This is a genomic window from Enorma phocaeensis, from assembly GCF_900186505.1.
In the GTDB taxonomy this organism is placed as follows: Bacteria; Actinomycetota; Coriobacteriia; order Coriobacteriales; family Coriobacteriaceae; genus Enorma; species Enorma phocaeensis.
Genome location: NZ_LT891970.1, coordinates 221,974 through 242,692, shown reverse-complemented (window position 1 = coordinate 242,692; position 20,719 = coordinate 221,974). Strand labels below are relative to the sequence as shown.

23 protein-coding genes are annotated in these 20,719 nt (G+C 59.6%); 18 read left to right on the top strand and 5 right to left on the bottom strand.

Annotation, left to right across the window (positions count from 1 at the left end; all coding sequences use genetic code 11):
- Positions 1-20 precede the first annotated feature (20 nt).
- Entirely contained in the window at positions 21-398 is a 378-nt protein-coding gene (locus C1717_RS07245; protein WP_102372558.1) for a RidA family protein, read from the bottom strand.
- Between the two features lie 433 nt (positions 399-831).
- Between C1717_RS07245 and C1717_RS10500 the strand changes: the two genes are divergently transcribed.
- The 8 genes from C1717_RS10500 (at position 832) to C1717_RS07200 (ending at position 8,293) form a co-directional block, all read left to right on the top strand.
- On the top strand, positions 832-1,290 hold the full coding sequence (locus C1717_RS10500) for a DUF2244 domain-containing protein (RefSeq protein WP_146003674.1): 459 nt from the start codon (positions 832-834) through the stop codon (positions 1,288-1,290).
- Between the two features lie 204 nt (positions 1,291-1,494).
- On the top strand, positions 1,495-2,283 hold the full coding sequence (locus C1717_RS07235) for a hypothetical protein (RefSeq protein ID WP_102372556.1): 789 nt from the start codon (positions 1,495-1,497) through the stop codon (positions 2,281-2,283).
- A gap of 6 nt (positions 2,284-2,289) precedes the next feature.
- Positions 2,290-2,880: a CpXC domain-containing protein gene (locus C1717_RS07230; RefSeq protein WP_102372555.1), complete on the top strand. Its 591-nt coding sequence runs from the start codon at positions 2,290-2,292 to the stop codon at positions 2,878-2,880.
- 150 nt (positions 2,881-3,030) lie between these two features.
- On the top strand, positions 3,031-4,431 hold the full coding sequence (locus C1717_RS07225) for an ATP-binding protein (RefSeq protein WP_102372554.1): 1,401 nt from the start codon (positions 3,031-3,033) through the stop codon (positions 4,429-4,431).
- 232 nt (positions 4,432-4,663) lie between these two features.
- Positions 4,664-5,506 (top strand): hypothetical protein, encoded by an 843-nt coding sequence (locus tag C1717_RS10815; protein ID WP_245859549.1) that lies wholly within the window; start codon positions 4,664-4,666, stop codon positions 5,504-5,506.
- Between the two features lie 103 nt (positions 5,507-5,609).
- The gene (locus C1717_RS07210; RefSeq protein WP_102372553.1) at positions 5,610-6,806 is read left to right on the top strand and encodes an AAA family ATPase; all 1,197 of its coding nucleotides are present in this window, start codon (positions 5,610-5,612) and stop codon (positions 6,804-6,806) included.
- A complete protein-coding gene (locus C1717_RS07205; protein WP_146003673.1) occupies positions 6,799-7,359 on the top strand; it encodes a hypothetical protein in 561 nt (186 codons plus the stop codon). The genes C1717_RS07210 and C1717_RS07205 overlap by 8 nt, the downstream gene beginning before the upstream one ends.
- The gene (locus C1717_RS07200) at positions 7,349-8,293 is read left to right on the top strand and encodes a hypothetical protein (protein WP_146003672.1); all 945 of its coding nucleotides are present in this window, start codon (positions 7,349-7,351) and stop codon (positions 8,291-8,293) included. The genes C1717_RS07205 and C1717_RS07200 overlap by 11 nt, the downstream gene beginning before the upstream one ends.
- Positions 8,294-8,966: 673 nt before the next feature.
- Here the strand turns inward: C1717_RS07200 and C1717_RS07190 are convergent.
- The 3 genes from C1717_RS07190 to C1717_RS07180 form a co-directional block, all read right to left on the bottom strand.
- Positions 8,967-10,187: an IS110 family RNA-guided transposase gene (locus C1717_RS07190; RefSeq protein ID WP_245859336.1), complete on the bottom strand. Its 1,221-nt coding sequence runs from the start codon at positions 10,185-10,187 to the stop codon at positions 8,967-8,969.
- A 47-nt stretch (positions 10,188-10,234) separates the two neighbouring features.
- On the bottom strand, positions 10,235-10,525 hold the full coding sequence (locus tag C1717_RS07185; RefSeq protein ID WP_425430935.1) for an IS110 family transposase: 291 nt from the start codon (positions 10,523-10,525) through the stop codon (positions 10,235-10,237).
- 388 nt (positions 10,526-10,913) lie between these two features.
- A complete protein-coding gene (locus C1717_RS07180; protein WP_102372550.1) occupies positions 10,914-11,402 on the bottom strand; it encodes a hypothetical protein in 489 nt (162 codons plus the stop codon).
- Positions 11,403-11,944: 542 nt separating this feature from the next.
- Here C1717_RS07180 and C1717_RS07175 point away from each other — a divergent pair.
- The 6 genes from C1717_RS07175 (at position 11,945) to C1717_RS10705 (ending at position 17,217) form a co-directional block, all read left to right on the top strand.
- Entirely contained in the window at positions 11,945-13,768 is a 1,824-nt protein-coding gene (locus C1717_RS07175) for a DUF262 domain-containing protein (RefSeq protein WP_102372549.1), read from the top strand.
- A gap of 271 nt (positions 13,769-14,039) precedes the next feature.
- A complete protein-coding gene (locus C1717_RS07170; protein ID WP_102372548.1) occupies positions 14,040-14,438 on the top strand; it encodes a hypothetical protein in 399 nt (132 codons plus the stop codon).
- Between the two features lie 87 nt (positions 14,439-14,525).
- Complete coding sequence (locus C1717_RS07165) at positions 14,526-14,786, top strand: hypothetical protein (protein ID WP_102372547.1); 261 nt, start codon at positions 14,526-14,528, stop codon at positions 14,784-14,786.
- Positions 14,787-14,922: 136 nt separating this feature from the next.
- Positions 14,923-15,165: a hypothetical protein gene (locus tag C1717_RS07160; RefSeq protein ID WP_102372546.1), complete on the top strand. Its 243-nt coding sequence runs from the start codon at positions 14,923-14,925 to the stop codon at positions 15,163-15,165.
- A gap of 163 nt (positions 15,166-15,328) precedes the next feature.
- Positions 15,329-15,658 carry a hypothetical protein gene (locus C1717_RS07155; protein ID WP_102372545.1) on the top strand — a complete coding sequence of 110 codons (330 nt, stop codon included), beginning with the start codon at positions 15,329-15,331 and terminating at the stop codon, positions 15,656-15,658.
- Between the two features lie 44 nt (positions 15,659-15,702).
- The gene (locus tag C1717_RS10705; RefSeq protein ID WP_219722291.1) at positions 15,703-17,217 is read left to right on the top strand and encodes a nucleotidyltransferase domain-containing protein; all 1,515 of its coding nucleotides are present in this window, start codon (positions 15,703-15,705) and stop codon (positions 17,215-17,217) included.
- A gap of 65 nt (positions 17,218-17,282) precedes the next feature.
- Here the strand turns inward: C1717_RS10705 and C1717_RS07145 are convergent, their stop codons facing one another.
- Entirely contained in the window at positions 17,283-18,173 is an 891-nt protein-coding gene (locus tag C1717_RS07145; RefSeq protein WP_102372544.1) for an SDR family oxidoreductase, read from the bottom strand.
- A 105-nt stretch (positions 18,174-18,278) separates the two neighbouring features.
- Here C1717_RS07145 and C1717_RS07140 point away from each other — a divergent pair, with 105 nt between their 5' ends.
- From C1717_RS07140 to rpsH, 4 genes are all read left to right on the top strand, one after another.
- Positions 18,279-18,782, top strand: coding sequence for a TetR/AcrR family transcriptional regulator (locus tag C1717_RS07140; RefSeq protein ID WP_102372543.1), 504 nt, complete (start codon positions 18,279-18,281; stop codon positions 18,780-18,782).
- A 572-nt stretch (positions 18,783-19,354) separates the two neighbouring features.
- Positions 19,355-19,912, top strand: a complete 558-nt coding sequence (rplE, locus tag C1717_RS07135; protein WP_102372542.1) for a 50S ribosomal protein L5 — start codon at positions 19,355-19,357, stop codon at positions 19,910-19,912.
- Positions 19,913-19,987: 75 nt separating this feature from the next.
- The gene (locus tag C1717_RS07130; protein WP_102372541.1) at positions 19,988-20,173 is read left to right on the top strand and encodes a type Z 30S ribosomal protein S14; all 186 of its coding nucleotides are present in this window, start codon (positions 19,988-19,990) and stop codon (positions 20,171-20,173) included.
- A 120-nt stretch (positions 20,174-20,293) separates the two neighbouring features.
- Complete coding sequence (gene rpsH / locus C1717_RS07125; RefSeq protein ID WP_102372540.1) at positions 20,294-20,692, top strand: 30S ribosomal protein S8; 399 nt, start codon at positions 20,294-20,296, stop codon at positions 20,690-20,692.
- Positions 20,693-20,719: the final 27 nt, after the last annotated feature.

Below are 20,719 nucleotides of genomic sequence, written 5' to 3'. Positions count from 1 at the left end.
TCTCACGTCGCGACGACAGCTTACAGCGCGACGATGCACTCGATCTCGACGAGGGCGCCCTTGGGCAGCGCAGCCACCTGCACGGCGCTGCGCGCGGGGAACGGCTCGGTGAAGTGCGCGCCGTAGACCTCGTTCACCGCGTTGAAGTCGGCGATGTCGGCGAGGAAGACGGTGGTCTTCACCACATTGCCGAACGTTGCACCGGCGGCGGTGAGCAGCGCTTCGATGTTTTTGAGCGCCTGCTCGGCCTGGGCGACGACGCCCTCGGCGAGCTCGCCGGTCGCGGGGTCGAGCCCCAGCTGGCCGGAAAGGAAAGCGAGGTTGCCGCCCGCGATGCCGGCGGAGTAGGGTCCGAGCGCTGCGGGCGCGTTCTCGGAAGCGATGACGGTCTTGTCCATGGTGCCTCCTCAGATAGAGTTGATGCTCAGTCCAGTATAGCGATAGGCGATGCGGACAGCCGATTTGCAGGACTACGGCGTTAACAGGGAAAGCGTGCTGCATGTGGTCCTCCGCTATCTGGCTGTTTTGGTAAACGGAATCCCTGCTGCCGAGGCTCGGATGGGGCAGGCCATCGCGCTGCTAGCGAATTGGGAGATGAATGCATGGAGCGCCGATCCCGTTCAGGCGAGCTTCTATGCGGGGGATCCTGCCGAGGGACGCTCCCACGCGACGCTAGATCGGTTCCGTCTCGCCCCAGTCGCATTTCGTAAACTCGGTTGGGAAGTGCGATATCGAACGCTTGCCGTCTTGCATCTCGTCTTCGACGCCCGGCGGGGTATCCTGATAATGGCGCGTTACGTGACCGCCTGCCGTGATGCGATTGGAGTTGCCATGGATCAAGATTTCGATGTCGCGGCACCGCGAGGCTTCTCCCGTTTCATGTTGGGCACAACCGCGCTGCTCGCGCTCGTTCCGATAGGGTTCGCGCTTGCAGGGGAGCTTCCCGTTGCGGGCGCCGTCTCGTTCGCGATCCTGCTCTCTCCGTTCCTGCTAGCCGCTGTCTGGGCGCGGCGCTTCAAGGTTACCGTGCGCCACGGGCTTGCGTCCGTGAACCCCGGTCTTATTCGAGGGCCGTGGAGCTTTACCTCTGGCGACGTCACCAAGGTAGTGCGCCACATCAACCACAACAAAAGCGTGGGCACGATGAGCAAGATGACCGTTCACGCCGGCGGCAGGCGCGTATCAGTCGAGACCCTCATGCAGGGGAGCGAGGAGTTCGAGGAGTTCATCTTGGAGAACGTCGATGCCGGGACGGTCATAACCAAGGTTCACGGCTCACCCAGAGAGTGATTGGCATCGGGCTGCCGTTGCGGCTGCGATGCGCCGATTCACGACTCGGAGGGGCTCCGCTGTCAACCATGTTGCTCACGAGCACGTGCAAGGAACGACCCAGCTTTGAGTACGGCTGAAATATGTCCGCGCAAACCGGTAGTCTTCAAGCTGCGGAGATCGTCTCGGATGATCCAAGTTCACCTAGTGAGATAGGGGTTTCCCATGGGTGGCAGCTACGAAAACGGACCGTATATTCCTGCTGAACACGAACGATACGGCCTGCTCCCCCACCGCCGTGCGAAGGGTGGAGAGGTGTTCTCCTTTCCGAGCATGCTCGACGATGTGGATGAACGCATAAGAACATGGGAGGCGGAGAACGTCGGCACCCAGGCGAGCAATGGCGAATCGGAGCGTGGAGGCGATTCGACGAGAATAGTACCGTATGGCATGAAGAGCTACGCGGAGTACTACGGCGTCCTCGAGCGGTATGCCGTAGAAATTGCTCCGGACGGCCCTCAGCTCGCGCGTGACATCCGTACGCTTGAGAAGATCATGAAGCTCATGAACGTCAAAGAAGAGTGGTCGATCGTGCGCTACGTGGGCGACCAATGTGACGAGGTGAGAGGTCTGAGCCTAACCAAGGGACGTTGCTACTACTGGCCGTGTTCGGAATCGTGCCCGAAGTACGAAGGCGTCATCGATGACGAGGAATTCACGTCGTATCTATATCCGTGCGATCCCAATAGCTGGGAGATTATAAGCGACCCTACGGGTATGGCGGCGCGTGCGCTGGCGGGCGAGGCAGACACAGTGAGTGCTTGGTTCATCGAGGAGGGGCGTGCGGATCCGGATTCCCTGCAGGGATGGGCTTTGGCTAACGGCGTTGTGGTGAAGCAGAAGGTCGCACCAGGATACGAAAATGAAGAGGCAGGCTTGTGGAAGCAATCCGAGCGCGACGTCGTTGCCCTATCCTGTCCGAACTGCGGGAAACGGTTTGAGTTTGCCGCATGAACGCTTGTGAACGTTGACGAGAGCAGGGAGGCATCCGAGCTCTTGCGCGCAGATAGGCTTTCTGAGTTCACGTGTCCCGATTGCGGATACACTGCGTCGCTTGTCCATCCATGCCTGTGCTTGATGCCATCGCATCGGGCTGTGATCTATCAGGTCGATCACGAGGAGATGCGCGCTGGTTGCATCGCAATGTTCGACAGCCTCAAGCGCGATGCCTTTCCCTGCGAGCGGTACCGTATCGCGAGAGATCGACATGAGCTGCGTGAGAAGTTCCTGCTTTTTGAGGCGGGGCTGGATGATCGTGCGCTTGAGTGCCTGAAGATCGGCGTGACCGGGCAAGCGAAGGTGGACGGGCTCGTGCCTGTGGATGTGGAGTGCCGCGTGGTACTGCGCGGTATCGGCGATGACGGGGATCTTCACCTCGCGATCGAGGTAGGCGAGGATACCTATCTCTCAGACATGCCGGTTGATGCTTTGAGGCTCTTCAGCGAGCCGCTTGCGGCGTCATCGATTGCGGACGAGCAACCCTACATCGTCGATCGCGCCTGGGCGGACCATGCGTATGACGTGCTGGACAGGGAGGGGCTGCTGGGTTAGACAAGGGGTTTGCGGCGAAGTTACGCCAGAGTGATGACGTGACATGGAGTGCGAAGTGGGGAAAATCCTTGCTCAATAGGATTATTCTAAATAGAATAATCCTATATAGAATAATGCTGATGAATTGCTATGCTTGCAGTGGAGGTCGCAATGCGTGCCTTTGTCGATCGAAAGCGAGAGCTGCGGACTCTTGAGCGCGAGTATGCACGCGAGGAGTCTTCCTTCGTGGTGGTCTATGGTCGCCGCCGCGTTGGCAAGACCGAGCTCATCTCCCGTTTCATTCAGGACAAGCACGCGCTGTATTTCCTCGCAACAGAAGAGCCTGAGCTCCAAAATCTTGAAAGCTTCCAGTCCGTGGCGGCCGACTTCCTCCAGAGCGACCTGCTCCGCAGCGCGCGCGTCTCGCGCTGGGAGGACATCTTCCGCGAGATCGCCCGCGCATGCAGGCCTGTGGACGAGCGGGCCGTCATCGTCATCGATGAGTTCCAATACCTTGGCAAGGCGAACCCCGCATATCCGTCGGTCTTCCAGCGCATCTGGGACATAATGCTCAAGCACGCTAACGTCATGCTCATCCTCTGCGGTTCGCTCATCTCGCTCATGAAAGACCAGGTGCTATCCGAAGAAAGCCCCCTGTACGGACGCAGGACGGCGCAAATCCGGATGGGACAGATCCCGTTTTCGCATTACCGCGAGTTCCTTCCGGGGCATACGACGCGCGAGCTCGTGGAGCGCTATGCCGTGACCGGCGGCGTGCCCAAGTACATCGAGCTGTTCGAAGACAAGGATGACATCTTCGCAGCGATCTCAACAAACGTGCTCGATCGAAACGGGTTCCTCTATGATGAGCCGAACTTCCTCCTCCAGCGTGAAGTTCCCAACGTGGGCACGTACTTCGCGCTCATCCGGGCGGTCGCGGGCGGTGCGCACCGTCCGAGTGAGATCTCTCGCGTGTTCGGTATGAGGCAGACGAGTCTCAACAAGTATCTCAAAACGCTCATAGATCTGGATGTCTTGGAGCGGGAGGTGCCGGTCACGGAGGGCAATCCCGATAAGAGCAAGAAGGCCTTGTACAGGATTAAGGACAATTTCCTGCAGTTCTGGTTCAAATTCGTGCTGCCCAATCTGAGCTACCTAGAGACGGGGCGGACGGCTGCGGTCGAGCACCGCATCCGGGAACATTTCATCGATAGCCATGTTGCATTCGTGTACGAGAGTGTTTGTCGCGAGCGGTTGTGGGATATGGTCGATTCCGGAGCATTGGGGTTTGTTCCGGAACGCGTCGGCCGCTGGTGGTCGGGAAGCGATGAGATTGATGCTATCGCCTTGAACGCCTCTCAGAAGCGCGCCGTATGGGGGGAGTGCAAGTTCTGGAAGGACCCGGTGGGCGCAGACGTGCTTCGCGGCCTTGAGAGCAAGGTGGAGCGAGTGCCATGGGAGAGAGGGGATCGAACAGATGCATTCGCGCTCTTCAGCGTGAGCGGCTTCACGGACGAGCTGCGAGCCATCGCAGCGGATCGCGACGACGTGCTGCTCGTGGATGACGAGTAACACGGGCCTTGCTGCGACGGTCTCGGGCTCTACCCAGGGAAATCGGTCATATACGAGGAGAGAGGTTTCCATCGGTTTCAGGTCGATTCCGGTGCCGGGGTCTCTCTCGGTTGCTGCTTGCGTGCCTGATCACGGCCCAGCTTTATTCAGCGATTGTGCTGGCAACGACCGATTTTGTCCGGTCGAAACGGTAGTTTTAAAACAATGACGGGCGTTGGAGTGGGGGCAGACGATGGGACTTGGTGCGACGGTTCGCTGCCGGTGCTTTGAGGAGGGCAAGCTCAAGCCCGGTCCCGTTCCCTTGGACGACCTATATGTCGACGACGAGGGCTACCTCGCGTCGCGCAAGCTCGACGCGGCGAGAAAGCGGCTTGACCGCCGACGGTTCGATGCCCGATACGGCCAGCTTGAAAAGGAGTTCTACGAGCGGGCGGAGTTCTGTTGCGAGCACGAGGACGGGGAGTACTCTTCCGAGAGCGTCTCGAACATCGCCGGTTGCGCACAGTTCAGATCGCTTGTCAAGGAGGCGGGTGGCGAGTCCGAGTTCCCGCTGCTCAGCAAGCTTCTGCCCCAGGGGAACGGCGGGATATATCCCGCTGAGAAAGCTGCCGCCACCTTGGTGGAGCTCGACCGCTTCATCGCGAAGGTCGCAGATGTCGACGAGTGGGTCCTGTGCGACGTCGAGACGGACGAGGAGGTCTGGGTCTCGGCGCAATGTGGGTCGTTTCCGTTGTCTATCGCTCCTTATGAGGAGGTGTGGATGGTCGGCGGCAAGATCTGCTTCTACCGCACGGGGTGCGATCCGGTGGAGACGACCCACTTCAAGCAGATCATGCCTGAGGCGCCGGATGGGAAGGGCTGTTGGCGCACGAAGGTTATCTGCTTCGACACGGGCGCGGTGACCGAGACCGCGTACGCCTTAGGCTCGAAGGCGAATCCCGGTGTCGAGCGCGAGTTCTACGTGACCTCGAAGAAGGCCCCGTTCCTCTACGAGGGGAAGTATTGGACCGCGGAGCGCATACGGAGGCTTCTGGTCGCCTCGATTGAGACGGGCAATCCCATAAGGTGGTGCTAGCGATGAAGCGAAACGCAGCGCATGGGACTCGTCGCGAGCCGTCCATCATGACTGTGCTATATTACAAACATGTTATCTGTTTGTATATTAGAAAGATATCAGTATGAAGCTCCTGAAGATATATTTCGACCATTTGAGAATGTTCAAAAACGGAATCTTTGAACTAGATTTATTCGCGGCGGACAAAGTTCCTGCAGCGGACGAGTCGGTGACGGCAATCGAGCGTCCGATATATACCAACAACGTAATCGCTTTTGCCGGCATCAACGCATCCGGTAAGAGCACCGCGCTATGCCTCGTTGAGCTCGCGTCGCGAATCGTCAATGGCTCGCCGATAAACGGAAGGGGCCTCCCAGCGTCGTTCTACAGCATTTTCGACGGCGATGCGACGGTTCGGTGCCTGGTGTGGAATGAAGATCGCCTCTATCTTATCGAAGCGGTTCTGCATTCAATTGACAGTACGAGAGCCACCGATGTATCTGGCTTGAAAATCACCGACGAGAGCGTTTATCGAGTTTCCTCGATGCCGCTTACCAAGAATTCGCTGGGCGATTGGGATCAGCTGCTCAAGAATGCGAAAGTTTTGTACCAGCGTGGAGAGACTGTCGTGACGGATGACCGTCAGGCATGGGTCGTGATGGTGAACGATGATCAATCGGTGTCCGCCGCCGCGATGTATCAGGACTTAGGCATGCGGAGCACCGCAGTGGTTCTTAGAGAAACCGGATTCAAGCTGCGTCAGGCAAGCGCGGGCTTGGATTGCATCCTCAAGGTCTTCGATTCGCACATCGAGCACCTCGAAGTGCTCGACACGGGGCGCGCATTCGAGCTGAAGTTCAAGGACGAAGAACCCATCGTGCTCTCCGAGGAAGGCCTTGCCGAGGTGCTTTCATCGGGAACGCTCCGGGGCATGTCGCTCATCTCCCGTGCGATGGGAGTTCTAAACACGGGAGGCTATCTGCTGGTTGATGAGATCGAGAACCATCTCAATCGGCAGCTGGTCAATGTTGTGATTGATCTGTTTGCATCACGGAACACGAATCCGCACGGCGGCACGCTCGTGTTTACAACGCACTATCCCCAGGTGCTCGATCACGTGCACCGGAAGGATAACGTGTTCTTCCTCGTGCGCGGTGAGGACGATAGGTCCGAGGTGGTGAAGTATTCGACACGCGTGAGGCGCATCGAAAACAAAAAGTCCGAGGTCTTCGCCTCGAACTACATCAAGGGTACGGCCCCGAGATATCTGGATGTCAAGGCGCTGAAGCACCATGTCGAGAGCGCAGTATCCCATGAGTGAGAACGCGGCTCAGCGGCTGGCACGTGAAGGCTATCATGCTTTGATCATATGTGAGGGAACGGCTGAGGAAGTTGTAATAAAGAAGCTGATCGATGCAGACGCGCTCATCTTCCCCCAAGAGGATGTCATCGAAGTGACTCGAACGAGGAAGGCGAGCGAGATCCAAGCAAACTATCTCAGCTACGACTTTCCCTGGCCGGTCTGCATCATGCGGGTACTGGATTCGCGCAAGGAATCGTTCCAGCTGGGCTCGCTCTATGTGAATCGTTATCCAGTGATCAATGTGTTCACGCATCCAGAGATGGAAGCGCTCGTCATCGTTCGAGAAGGCATGTGGCAACAGTGGAGCAAGGTGAAATCGAGTGTGCGACCAAGCGTTTATTGCAAGCAAGAGCTTGGCATGAAGAAGATCAAGCGCGCAGTATTCCTGGAAGCGTATTGGGATGTGGGGTCGATTGTCGCGGCCGCACGAGACTATCGGCGGCTGTCGAAGATTCCTGCTGGGGAGCTCTGCTTGGCAGATGTGATTAAAGAGGACCTGATTGCATCTTGATTCTGTACCGGTGCAGTACGGTAAGACCGACCTCCCGTTGCTCGACGGGGCTGGTCGCCTCGATCGAGACGGGCAATCCTATAAGGTGGTGCTAGCGATGAAGCGAAACATCGTGCCGGATAACGCGGCGGTAAGCGTCCCGTGTCTCGACTACAAGGCCAGGCACGTACTCAACCGCTTGACGGCGTACGGTCGCCCCATGATCGAGGGGAGCTCGCTCCGGTGCGGATGCTTCCATTGCGGGAGCACGTTCGCGGCGAGCGAGATCACCGATTGGATGTCCGAGGAGGACGGCGCGGACACGGCGCTATGCCCCTATTGCGGCTGCGATACCGTGCTCTACGACACGGAGGAGCTCCCGGTCTCTACCGCCCTGCTCTCGAGCATGTACACGGACTGGTTCGGATCCGAATACCGGGAGCGGAAGAAGGCTGCGACGTACGTCCCGCCGTTCTCGGGATACGACGACTATCAGCGGCGGGGTATCGTCTTCCTGCTGGAGGAAAGCCCCTTGTACCAGCAGGTGGGGGAGGTCGAGCTCTGGCGGTTTGGCGGCGTCGACGATCGGGATTGGCCTGCGGACGATGGCCGGTCTGCGGGTGACCCCGATGATGCGCCAGACGAGGATGCACGAGCTGAAGAGGAGGACGGATCGAAAGGGGAGCCGGAGGAAGACAAGGAAGCCGGCGGGCTCATGCGCATCGTCATCCATGGTGAAGGCAGCGCGTCCCCTGGGTACGAGTTCGTCGACGAACGCGACCACGTGCTCCCGTATCCGCTCTGGGGCCAGAGGGACCGCCGCCTGCTCCGCGAGCTTCTCGATACGTACGGCTCGCGTCTCATGGGCCTGCTCGTGGAGCCCTACGACTCGAAGCTGCGGCTTGTCGTCAAACTCGATGATCCTGATTGGATAGGCGAGGATTATCCAGAATAAGGTTATGGGGGATCGTGTGGCAGGCATGAACGAGTTTTTTGAGTACCCGGTCCATTTTCGTTGCCCGTCCTGCGGATCGCGAGAGATCGCTCGCATCCAATGGGGCAGGCCTAGATTCACTAAGGAGCTCGAGACGGCACTCAATGCAGGCGTTGTTGTGCTGGGAGGATGTATGGTGGCGTCCGATTCGCCGCGCTGGCGCTGTCGCTCCTGCGGCCATGAGTTTGGAGACCTGGATTCGAATCATTGAATATAGCCGCGTCGGAAGCAAAGCTCCCGATCATGTGGCTGCATATCATGGAACCATGAACAACCGTGATGACCTGAGCCGGAGCGATGTCTGCGGATGCTTTTGCTGCGAGAGTATCTACAGTCCGCATGAGATTCTGGAATGGGTTCCCGATGGCCTTGGCGCCACGGCGGTGTGCCCGCGTTGCGGCTTTGATTCGGTACTTGGAAGCGCCACAGGATACCCTGTGACCGCCGAGCTCCTGCGGAAGATGCATGCCTATTGGATCGATGGTGAGCAGCCGGGGGGAGAAGAGTAGTTGTGCTTCGACCTTGGGGGTGTTCCTATAGTTTTGTCAACTGATTTTGTTGGCAAAGATCACTGCTTTCGAGCATGCTGACGCCAGCCCTTGTCGGGCTGGCGTTTTTCTATGGCTCTGGCTAGCTAGGCCGAGTACGGGACCTTGTCCCTCATGATCGCGTAGATCACCTTCATCCTCTTCCTGGCGACCGCCTTCAATGCCTCTCCGTGGCACATGCCGCGATCCCTGCATTTGCGGTAGTAGTCGCCGAACCGGCCCCTGCTCCTGCTAAGCGAGTTGCAGGAGAAGATGAGCAGGTTTTTCAGCCTCTTGTTTCCCTGGCGCGAGGCGCTCACCGACGATATCGACTTGCCTGACTGGCGGTTCCTGGGAGCGATTCCGCAATACGATGCGAGGTGGTCGTGGTCGGGGAAGTCGTCGATGTCGATGCTTATCACCAGCTCCGATGCGGTCCTTGGGCCGATTCCTGGGATGGTCAGCAGGCATTCGTAAGTGCCGTCCTCGACGAGCAGCGCCGTTATCTCCGTGTCGAGCCTTGCGGCTTCCTCGGCGGACTCCCTGATACGCCTGGCAAGCATCCTGACCTGCGGGTTCTCTGCCATGACCTGGTATTCGGACGGGCGCGTCGACGACGATATCGCCGCCAGCGCGGCGTCGATGCGCGCCCTGTTCGCGCCGCGGGTCACGGCGCCGACGGCAGGCTTGCCGGCATCCAGGATGCCCCAGGGGCCGCCCAGGGACTCCATCATCTTCAGCCAATGGGGATCGGCCAGGTCGGCCAGCGCCTCGAACGCGGGGCAGCTTTCCAGGAGTATGCTCCTGAGCCTGTTCTTGTCACGGGTGGAGCAGGTGACCATGTGGTTCCTCTGCGCCGCCATCGACCTTGCGGCCTCGAGCCTCTCGTCGCGCCTTGGCACGGGCAGCAGCGAATCCGGGATGCCGAGCGCCGTCTTGGCTATGACCGCGGCGTCGCGCTCGTCGGTCTTGGCGTCGCCCGCGAACAGCTTGGCAGCTCCGTGGGCGGCGATTCCCGGCAGGTAGGCGACGGGCAGCCCGGCCAGCCTTGCCCTCGATATCGCCAGCGACCCGATGTTGCGCACTTGGTCGACGACGACCAGCGTCCCTGCATCCACTCGGGCGAACAGGCTGTCCAGGTCATGCTCGGTGTTGGCCACGGGGCCGCTGGCGAGGATCTCGCCCTGCCTGGTCACGTGGCACGCCCAATGGGAGAACTTCCCGACGTCGAGGCCTATTACGGCAGGGCAGGCGGTGGCTTCGGTCAGCATGATGGTATCCTTCCAATCGTCGGTCGATCGGAATGCTGCCTCGCGCGACACCCACATTACCTGGCCGTGGCGCTCTTTGGTCGGAGGAGCCCGGCAGTTTCCTATTAGTCGTNCTTGGCAGCTCCGTGGGCGGCGATTCCCGGCAGGTAGGCGACGGGCAGCCCGGCCAGCCTTGCCCTCGATATCGCCAGCGACCCGATGTTGCGCACTTGGTCGACGACGACCAGCGTCCCTGCATCCACTCGGGCGAACAGGCTGTCCAGGTCATGCTCGGTGTTGGCCACGGGGCCGCTGGCGAGGATCTCGCCCTGCCTGGTCACGTGGCACGCCCAATGGGAGAACTTCCCGACGTCGAGGCCTATTACGGCAGGGCAGGCGGTGGCTTCGGTCAGCATGATGGTATCCTTCCAATCGTCGGTCGATCGGAATGCTGCCTCGCGCGACACCCACATTACCTGGCCGTGGCGCTCTTTGGTCGGAGGAGCCCGGCAGTTTCCTATTAGTCGTCAGAAGCAGCGGCGCCCGCGTCGGCAACACCCCCCGGGCCCTCAAGGGGCAGGGGCATAAGGCCGTCCGCGGGCGCCCGATCGGCAGTCCCTCGGGACATATGTCAATCGTAGTCCGACCGTCTAAGCGGATGGCTTAAGCGATTGGGCTAACTACTTCTCAAACTGTAATGGGTGCCCCATGGGGATATCTAGTGCCGGGATGCACCTGAGAGCGTGACGGGACCTGTCGCCTCACCGACGGGAATCTCGGACGAGCGAATGCCCCGACTAGCTTTCAGCGCCACCACTTCGTGTGTCGTGAGAGCCCGGAGGCCTTCTTGATTAACGCGAACAGCTCTTTAACGGGGCTGGCGATGCCGACTCCCCAGGTAATGCAGCTCATGGAATCCTCTCCTGTTCCGCAGGAGAAGGACTTTCCCGAGTCATCGATCGCGTAGTATCCCGGCGCGCAAACGCGTTTCAAAAGGCGCTGGAATCGGTGGAAGGGGTATTCGCTCTCGATGAGCCTGAGCGTTGCCTCATCCAAGTGCGCGACATGGAACTGCGCGTTATCGATTATTCTCTGCCGGGCGAGAAGCAGAGCCTGGTACGTGTCCAGTTCCGTCCTGACGAAGGACAGACGCCTGTTCATTTCCCTGAGGCCCCGCTCGTCGAAGCTCGTAAGGCAGACGCGGCCGGAAACCAGGTCGCACGCCAAGGTCCACTTCACATCACCTGGACTGAACGCATAAAAGTCTATCCAGGCGAGTTTGTCAGATGCCATACTGAGCCCCCGTTGGGAGACGTTATCTTGTTGCGACCTGAACCTTACCTGTCCGTGCGGACAAACCAGCGCAAGCGAGTTTCAAGGCCGAGTTTGCTGCTATGGATACACCATGCTTTCTTGTTCCGGTAGCCGACCATATTACGGGACGGTAGGGTCATCTGCCAAGCAGCGTCATGAAGAACCTGAAGGGTGTGCCAATGGCGTCGTCTCCATGAAGGTCTCGCACGTCCGTTCCTCGGCGGTTGATGTCCCTGCAGCCGTCTGCATCGTGTCGGGCCGGCGCCCACGATTCAAAAACTCGGGTAACCCGATTGCGCACACGAAGAACTTCGCCGCCGTTCTAACGAGGCCTACAAGCTCGTATCGTGCTCGACGCGCCTGAATAGACCGCGCTGCATGGTGTGCACGGGGTACAATGCCAAGGAGTTAATGGTTTTGAAGATTGAGACGACGCGGTTCGGCGACATTTCTGAAGGCTTGGAAAAGGCGGGGGCAAATATACAGTCCTTGCATATCTTTCTTACCTCGAAGGAGCCAATATGGCTACAGCAGCGCCCAAATCATATGACACCTCACTCGGCGAGCTTCTCGAAGGGGTTGGCAAGGGGACGCATCAGCTCCCAGAGTTCCAGCGTAGCTGGACGTGGGATGACGGGCGCATCAGGAACATCATCGCGAGCTTGACGCAGGGGTATCCGATGGGCGCGCTCATGAGGCTCGAGTGCGGAGGCGGCGAGGTTAGGCTGAAGTACCGTGCCTTCGAGGGAACGCACGGCATTTCCCGCGAGCCCGACTACCTCGTCCTCGACGGCCAGCAGCGGCTCACCTCGCTGTACTGCTCGCTTTTCGGAAAAGATCCCGTCTGCACCTCGAACGAGCGCGGCCAGAAGCTCAGTCGCTTCTACTACCTTGATATGCGCAAATGTCTCGATCCGGAGGAAGACCGCGAGGATGCGGTCGTCTCCATATCGGATAAGCGCATCGTCACCGAGGACATCGGCCGCAAGATCGTCCTCGACCTCACGAGTCGTGAGCGCGAGATCGAGGAGCTCATGTTTCCCGCCAACCTTGTGTTCGACGGCTCCGAGCGCTCGAAATGGTACAAGGAGTACCTCAAGCGCTACGGCATAGGGTCCGAGGAGGACGAGCTTTGGGACAGGTTCGAGGATGAGATCCTCGACACGATGACCGGGTACGTGATCCCGGTCATCACCCTGGACAAGACGACGCCCCGCGAGGCGGTCTGCAAGGTCTTCGAGAACGTGAACACGGGAGGTGTCTCCCTTACCGTGTTCGAGCTCGTGACGGCAGCCTTTGCCACCTACGACTTCGACTTGCGCGGCAATTGGAACAAGGTCGTGCGCCCGCGCATCTGCGCCGAAGGCAAGGACATCAGAACGGATCTCATGCAGGGCGTCGACGAGACTACGTTTCTGACCTCCATGACGCTCTACACGACATATCGCTCAAAGCGCGCCGGTACCAAGGGCAGCACGAGCTGCAAGAAGAAGGACGTCCTGGCGCTGCGCTACGAGGACTACGTCGCCAACGTGGACGCGCTGTTGGACGGGTTCGACATGGCCCGTGATCTGCTCATCGGCGAGTGCGTCTTCCGCATGCGAGACCTCCCGTACACAACGCAGCTCATCCCGCTCGCAGCCACCTGCGCCTACATCGGGCGCAAGACGTTCGACCGGCAGCCGGTAAAGGCGATCCTCCGCCGGTGGCTGTGGTGCGGGATCTTCGGGGAGATGTACGGTGGCGCCAACGAGACGCGCTACGCCAACGACATCGAGGACCTGGTGGCGGAGATCGAGGGCAAGGAGTCCGCGATGCGCACCGTGAACGCCGCCTACTTCCAGTCCACGCGCCTGCTGGGCCTTCAGACCAGAAACAGCGCCGCCTACAAGGGCGTCATGGCCCTCGTGTTCCGCGAAAACTGCCTCGACTTCGTCGACGGTGCGCCGATGACCATGGTGAAGTCGATGGAGACCCCGCCGGACATCCATCACATCTTCCCGCGCGCGTACTGCGAGAGGACGGGGCTCGAACGGGCGAAGTGGAACTCCATCGTGAACAAGACCCCGCTCATCGCACGCACGAACCGGGAGATCGGGGGCGTTGCGCCCTCGAAGTACCTCCCGAAGATCATGAAGGACGAGCAGGTCGATGGCGACGAGCTCCGCAGGCGCGTGGAGTCCCACCTCGTGGACTACGATGCGCTTGCCGCGGATGACTTCGATACGTTCTTCCTGCGTCGAGCCAAGAAGCTGCTCGATGCGATCGAGGGCGCCATGGGCAAGGAGGTGCCCGACAGGGCGTCTGACGAAACGCTGACGGCGTTTGGACATGCTCTATGCTGATCTTGCGTACGCCCAACAGGCGCAGAAGAGCGATGCGCTATGTGTTCTAGATGCAGCAAGCCCACCCCTTCCGAACCAGGGAGAAGCTGCTTTGAGGCCAGCAACATTACCGAGTACGCTGTATTGCTCTCGTAGTGTCGTAATAAGACCGCCATAGCATGAAGCGGTAACGGCTGGCTTCTGCTGTTCACGCCGAGTGGGCGTGAAATGGCTGACGGAGATGCGCGATAATGATGGGCGCGTTAATGAGCGATTCTAGGGGGGATTAACCATGCCAAGCTATGATCACGAGGACCAACTTCGCGAATCCGACTTCGATGAACCGGCGGTCCTCATCAAGATCGCCAATGTAGATCCCTCGCTGCTGGCTTCTCGCTACGAGCTGTACGAGCGGGTGCGCGGCGAATGGGCCATCAGCCTTGACCGCGTGCGCAACGTTCGACTCGTCCTGGGCGTCCATGACGGCCGCATCGTCGAGGTCTATCGTGTCGCGGGCTGGTTCTATGCCGGCGAGGTCATGCGGCGCGACGATGGCTTTGTACCGAGCGAAGGGCGCGTGGAGTTCGTGGGCAACCTCGCCAGCGATGAGCTGCGCGAGCACTACAGGGGCCGGGCCGTCACGGATCTGTTCCGCGGGCAGAACCCGATCAGGTACGTCGGCGGGGCGTAGAGCGGCCTATGGAGACGGTTGTAGAATAGCGCCGGGGGAGACGCCTTCGCATCTGGATCTCGTGCCGTCTCGCGGGAAGGACATCCGATGAAGCTCAAGACCAAAGACCCGAACACCGGGGAGATAGTCGAGGTCGAGATCGACAACCCCTATCGCTACGGCTCCATCATGTACAAGGAGTTCGAGAAGGATCTTTGGTGGCTTAAAACCCATGACAAGCTCATCGATCGGGACAAGTACGGCAACTTCATCGTCTACAAGACATCCGCCTGCCGGCGCGTGGTCATCTTCCTACTGGTGCTCATCGTTTTTGTGCTGTTCGCGATATGGTCCCGCGCGATTAGGTAAGCGCTCGCCTTATGTAAGCCCGACTTCGACGAGCCGGCGATTTCCATCTAGATCGCGCGCGGGCTTCTCGCCGCTGGTTGCTCGGTGCGAACGAAAGGCGGTTCAATCTCGTCTCGTCTCGCGGAAAGGACATCAGATGAGGTTCAAGATCAAAGACCCGAACACCGGGGAGATCATTGAGGACGAGATGGTCAATCCCTATCCTTACGGCTCCGCCATGTACAAGGAGTTCGAGAAGGACCTCAGGCGGCTTAGTTACCTTGAGCAGCTCATCAAGCGGGACAAGTACGGTAACCCCATCATCTACAAGACATCCGCCCGCCAGCGCGCGGTCATGATCCTGCTCCTGTACATCCTCTTCGTGCTGCTTGCGAGCTAGATCGACGCTATTCGGTGGGCGCTTGCCTTATGCGAGCCCGTCCTTCTCCTGCGCATGCTCCCCGATATTACGCGAAACAAGGGGAATAGCTGCTTGATTATCGACGCCAAGTGCAAAGGGAGCATTCAAGCGCTCGCTGCGCAATTCGACCGTACGGGGCTGTATGTCAGGGACATCGTGCTGGAGGAGGTCGGGAATCGAGTTCTTTTGGGACCTTTGCCACGAGCTCGGTTACGATGAGGCTTTGAGCAATGTTGAACAGGCCTTTCGTCCAGGGCGCACGCGGGAGTATTGGACGGGTTGGACGACGGCGTACCTTCAGTGGCGATGCGCCCTCACGTTCCGCCTGGTCTTTGATGTGTTGCCGTACAACGTGCTAGTTGATTTGCGCCGTCCGTGGCATGAGGCATCTGAGGAGCGCGTGGCGCGCCTTGCCTGCGCGCTCCATCGCCGGGTGGAGGACCTGCTTGAACCCGTGACCCCCGTTGCCTGATCCGACAGTATCGAGGGATATCGGATTTGTCCGAGCGGGGTCCTATGCTTGCTGAGGAGCGGAAGCTGCTCGAACTATGCGAGGCGAAACGCTTCGCATGGAAGGGGCGCAGCGTGGCTGCAATTCGGGCGGGTGTGGACATGGGCGCTACCAAACAGCAAGATCACTGGATGGGCCTTGTGGGCTTTGACCCTGTGTTCTGCCGCAAGGCGGGGGAGTTGGATGAGCGGTGCGATGTGGTGAACCATGTGGTTGCCGGCTATCCGTTGGAGCATGTGCTGGTAGGGTTCAATCGCTGGGATAACGAATGGGAAATGATGCCGCCGGTGCTCATTGGGGCGAATGGGCACTGGGTTGCGATCGTAAACACCAAGCTCGATGAGGTTTCGGTTTCACTAGATGATGTCGATCCGGAAGATGGCTTTGTCAACTGGGCGCGCGAGTGCGGATGGGTGCGAGAGGGCGAGACGGTTACGTTTGATTGGGATGTCGTGTGGCGCGAATATCCTGCTCCAGGGCTCATCGGACAAAAGATTCGCCGAATCGAGCCCTTGGTGGAGTCGGACCCGCGCTATGGCAACTTCGGTCTATTGTGCGGTGCCGCTGCCGTCCTCGATACGGATCGTCTGGAAGTCTACAACGCGCTCGACGAGAACTGTATCAGAGTACGTCGCATTGTGGATGAACAGGGTGAACGCAAGCAGCTTCGCTTTGATGAGGACGGCAGGTTGCTTCGACAGCGTCTGCAGAGGGCGTTGCATTGGGAGAGGGAGCGGATCCTGAGAACGGGGCGAGGGGTGAACTTCGGCAGCATGACGGAACAGATTAACACGGAAATCCGGGCCCTGGAAGCCGAGCGTGACGTGCGGGTGCTTTTCGCCGTCGAGTCGGGCAGCCGTGCCTGGGGATTCGCGTCTCCTGACAGCGATTACGACGTGCGCCTGGTGTATGTTCGCAAGCCGGCTGAATATATGAGGCTCGAGAAAACGCGCGATGTGATCGAATGGAAGCTCGACGATACGCTCGATATCAACGGCTGGGATTTGGCGAAGTTCCTAAAACTCATGCGCGCCTCGAACCCGTCGGTGTTCGAATGGCTGGCATCGCCGATCGTCTACCGCGAGAAGAGCGCGTTCTCGCGAGTCCGTGAGCTGGCGCGACGGTGTTATTCGCCCGCTGCAAGCGCTCATCACTACTATGGGATGGCGAAGAGCACCTACAACAGCCATCTGCTCGGCGAGCGCGTAAGTCTCAAGAAGTACCTGTACGTTACAAGGGCGCTACTCGCCATCCGGTGGGCGGCTTCGTCAGACGAGCCGGTTCCCATGGAATTTGCAAAGCTGGTAGATGGCCTGTTGGAGAAAGAGCTCCAACCGCTCATCCAAGAGGTGGTCGCCGAGAAGATGCTCTCTGGTGAGCACGTTGGCCACGAGCGGATTCCTTGGCTTGATCGGTGGATCGCGGATGCGTTTGCGGAATGCGAGAGCCTGCTGTCTACGGTGCAAAGCGTCCGGCCGTACCCTGGGACGATCTGGACAGGGCATTTCTGGACATCGTGAACGGCTAATGCGCTGGCGATGCCTGCCGTTCGGGAGGCGCGCATCGTACGCTCGGCATCTTGACCCTAGGACACCTGCTTTGCGAGGATCTTCTGGAAGAACTTGGTGTTGTAGAGGGGGAGCGCGGCCGGAACATCGAGCTGGTTCTTCGCCAGCCCTAGGACCTTCTCGCCGTTATGCCCCATGTCGGCGATGAACATGAGTCCTGAGACGAAGCTCGCCATATCGGAACCGAGATACACGATGGGGTCTGCCATCTCACGCGACGTGGCAAGGCGCCCGATGGCCCCGTTCTCCTTGAGGAGCTTGTCGGCGCCGCCCGCCATTTTCTCGAACTCTGCCTTCATGCCCGTGTCGGTCGACCCGGGCAGCACGGCGTTGACGCGAATGCCGCGGCTGCCGTACTCGACCGCCTTGAGCGTCGTGTAATAGTTCATGGCGCGCTTGGAGAGCGTGTAGGCCATGATGCCGACGCCGTTTCTCGGCGAGACGCGCTTCATGAAGGCGACCATCTCGTCCCAGGTGGCGCAATCCATGATCTTCACGTACTCGCGCTTCCACTTCTCCCACATGAGCCCGCCCGTGGAGGTCACGTAGACGATGGCTCCGCCCGCGGCCATGCGCTTATCGAGATGGGTATCGGTGATGTACTTGTTGGCGATGAAATTGACCGTGAAGGTGGTCCAGTAGTCGGTCTTCGCGCCCGAGAGGCCGGCTACACCGAAGAAGCAGTCGATATGGCTCGGGATCGCGGTAAACGCCTCGTCGATGCTTTGCTTGTTGGAAAGGTCGCACGTGAGGAACGCCTTCGATCCGGGAAGCTCGACGATGTTTCTGTCGAGTGCGTACACCTCGGCACCGAGCTCGATGAGCAGCTCGCAGGTCGCCTTGCCCATGCCGCTTGCCGCTCCGGTAACCACGCACGTCTTGCCCTGATATCCCAGCAGATCGTTCAAGATGCCCTCCTTCGAAATGAGACAAATGTATATTGAACATAGGGCAGGGCTCCCCCGCGGGTAGGTGGCGGTGGGCAAAATGAGACAGAAGGGGCGAGTATTCTCATGAGACGGAGCTATGTGAAAGAGAGCCTTACCCAAGCGTTGCTGCGCCTGCTCGAACGAAAGCGTTTGGACGAGATCAGCGTGAGCGAGCTTGTCGCGGAGGCGGGGGTGTCGCGCGCGTCGTTCTACCGGAATTTCACCTCCATTCGGGATATCGCCGACAGATTCGTCGCCGATCGGTTCGCCGAGCTCTTCGCTCGCAACACCATGACAGCTAAGAACGTATCCCAAGTTGTCGAGTGGATCTTCCAAGGGATTTATTCATATAGACGCGAGTTCACGGTGCTGTATCGAAGAGGCCTGCTTGCCGGGTTGGACGATCTGTTCTATGTGTGGACTGTTGAGCAGATCGAGCGCTTGGGGGTTCTCAACAACCGCTACCAACCTCATTACTTCGCGGGCGCTTCGTCCGCTTTGGTGAAGGCGTGGATAGGATACGGCTTTGAGGAGAGTCCGTGCGAGATGGCGTGCATTTTCGCCCGGTCGCTGGAGGGGTATCTCTAGGAAAACAACCTCTCGCCGGCGTGTGCCGAGCGGCTCCGGGGGCTCGGTCTCGATGAACCAGTGGTCCTCAAGATAATCGCGGATGTAGACCCCTTGCTGCTTGTTTTGCGCTGCTCGCGAAATAGATGATGTGCGAGCCCGCGAGCGACTGCTCGCGAATAGGGGTGCCCGGGCCAGGGTGCCTCCTCGAGGACGGGGTTAGGTGCAGTCGATTTCGCGTTAGGTGCAAATGGCCTGAGAAAAAACTCGAGGGCGCCTGAGATTTCCCTGCGAGTTTGCACCTAACGTGAAAAGAGGTGCACCCAACGGGAAAAGGGGTGCACGGAACGCGGGATGCGGCCCCCGCGGCGGGGGAGAGGTCTGCCATGACCGCGTCAAATATGGAGATAGGCGGGTATGGAGATTCTGCTGGCATTTCGCACGCGAGACGCGTATCATACCGACCTGTATTGACCGGCTCCTGTCGGTGATTCGCTGTGCCGCGACAGCCAGCGCGCACACCGTGACGACAGGAGGCACGAGGACAACCCGTCGTGGCCAAGCCCCGTGCTTAAAACCCCAAAGGAGTTGACATGGCTGAGGAGAAGTACGTCCCGCGTCTCAAGACCAAGTACCAGAACGAGGTCCGCAAGCAGCTGCAGGACAAGTTCCAGTACAAGAACGTCATGATGATCCCCAAGATCGAGAAGATCGTCGTGAACATGGGTGTCGGCGAGGCCGCCACCGATTCCAAGGCTATCGACGGCGCCGTGCGCGACCTGCGCGCCATCACCGGCCAGCAGCCGATGATCACCCGCGCTCGTAAGTCCATCGCTTCCTTCCGCCTGCGCGCCGGTATGCCCATCGGCGCCAAGGTCACCCTCCGCGGCGACCGCATGTGGGAGTTCCTCGACCGTCTCACCGCCGTCGCGATCCCCCGTATCCGCGACTTCCGCGGCATCTCGCCCAAGAGCTTCGACGGCCGCGGCAACTTCTCCATGGGCGTGACCGAGCAGCTCATCTTCCCTGAGATCGACTTTGACTCCATCGACCACACCCGTGGTATGGACATCACCATCGTCACCACCGCCAAGACCGACGAAGAGGGCCGCGCCCTTCTCGACGGTTTCGGCTTCCCCTTCAAGAAGTAGCGAAACCGCTCCGGCTCCGGGCCGCTCGCTAGCGGCCCGTCCGGTGCCTGTACATCCATGTTAGGAGGTAAGTAAGTGGCTAAGAAATCGATGATCGCCAAGCAGCAGCGTGAGCCGAAGTTCTCGACGCGCGCATACACCCGTTGCCAGCGTTGCGGCCGTCCGCATTCGGTCTACCGCAAGTTCGGCCTGTGCCGTGTCTGCTTCCGCGAGCTGGCGCTCAAAGGCGAGCTTCCCGGCATCAAGAAGGCCAGCTGGTAAGTCACTGCCAGTGTCCGGGTAGTGCAGCCCGGGCAGGGAAGAGCGTGCACGGCAGGCTCGACCGCTAAGGGTGGTCGAGGACCGGTTGCACGAGTTCATCTAGAACGAAGGAGAATCTGCATGAACCTCACTGACCCGATCGCAGACATGCTTACGCGTATCCGTAACGCGAACTCTGCGAACAAGGCCACGGTCTCGATGCCGAGCAGCAAGAAGCTCGTCGAGATCGTGCGCGTTCTGTGTGAAGAGGGCTACATCGAGGGCTACACCGTCGAGGATACGGTGCCCCAGAAGACCCTCAACATCACCCTCAAGTACGGCCCCAAGAAGCAGAAGGTCATCTCTGGCATCAAGCGCATTTCCAAGCCTGGTCTGCGCAAGTATGCCGGTGTCGCCGACCTTCCCCGCGTCCGCGGTGGTCTTGGTACCGCCATCGTTTCCACCAGCAAGGGCGTCATGGCCGACCGTGACTGCCGCAAGGCCGGCGTCGGCGGCGAGATCGTCGCGTTCGTCTGGTAAGACGTAGGCGAGTAGAAGGAAGGAGAA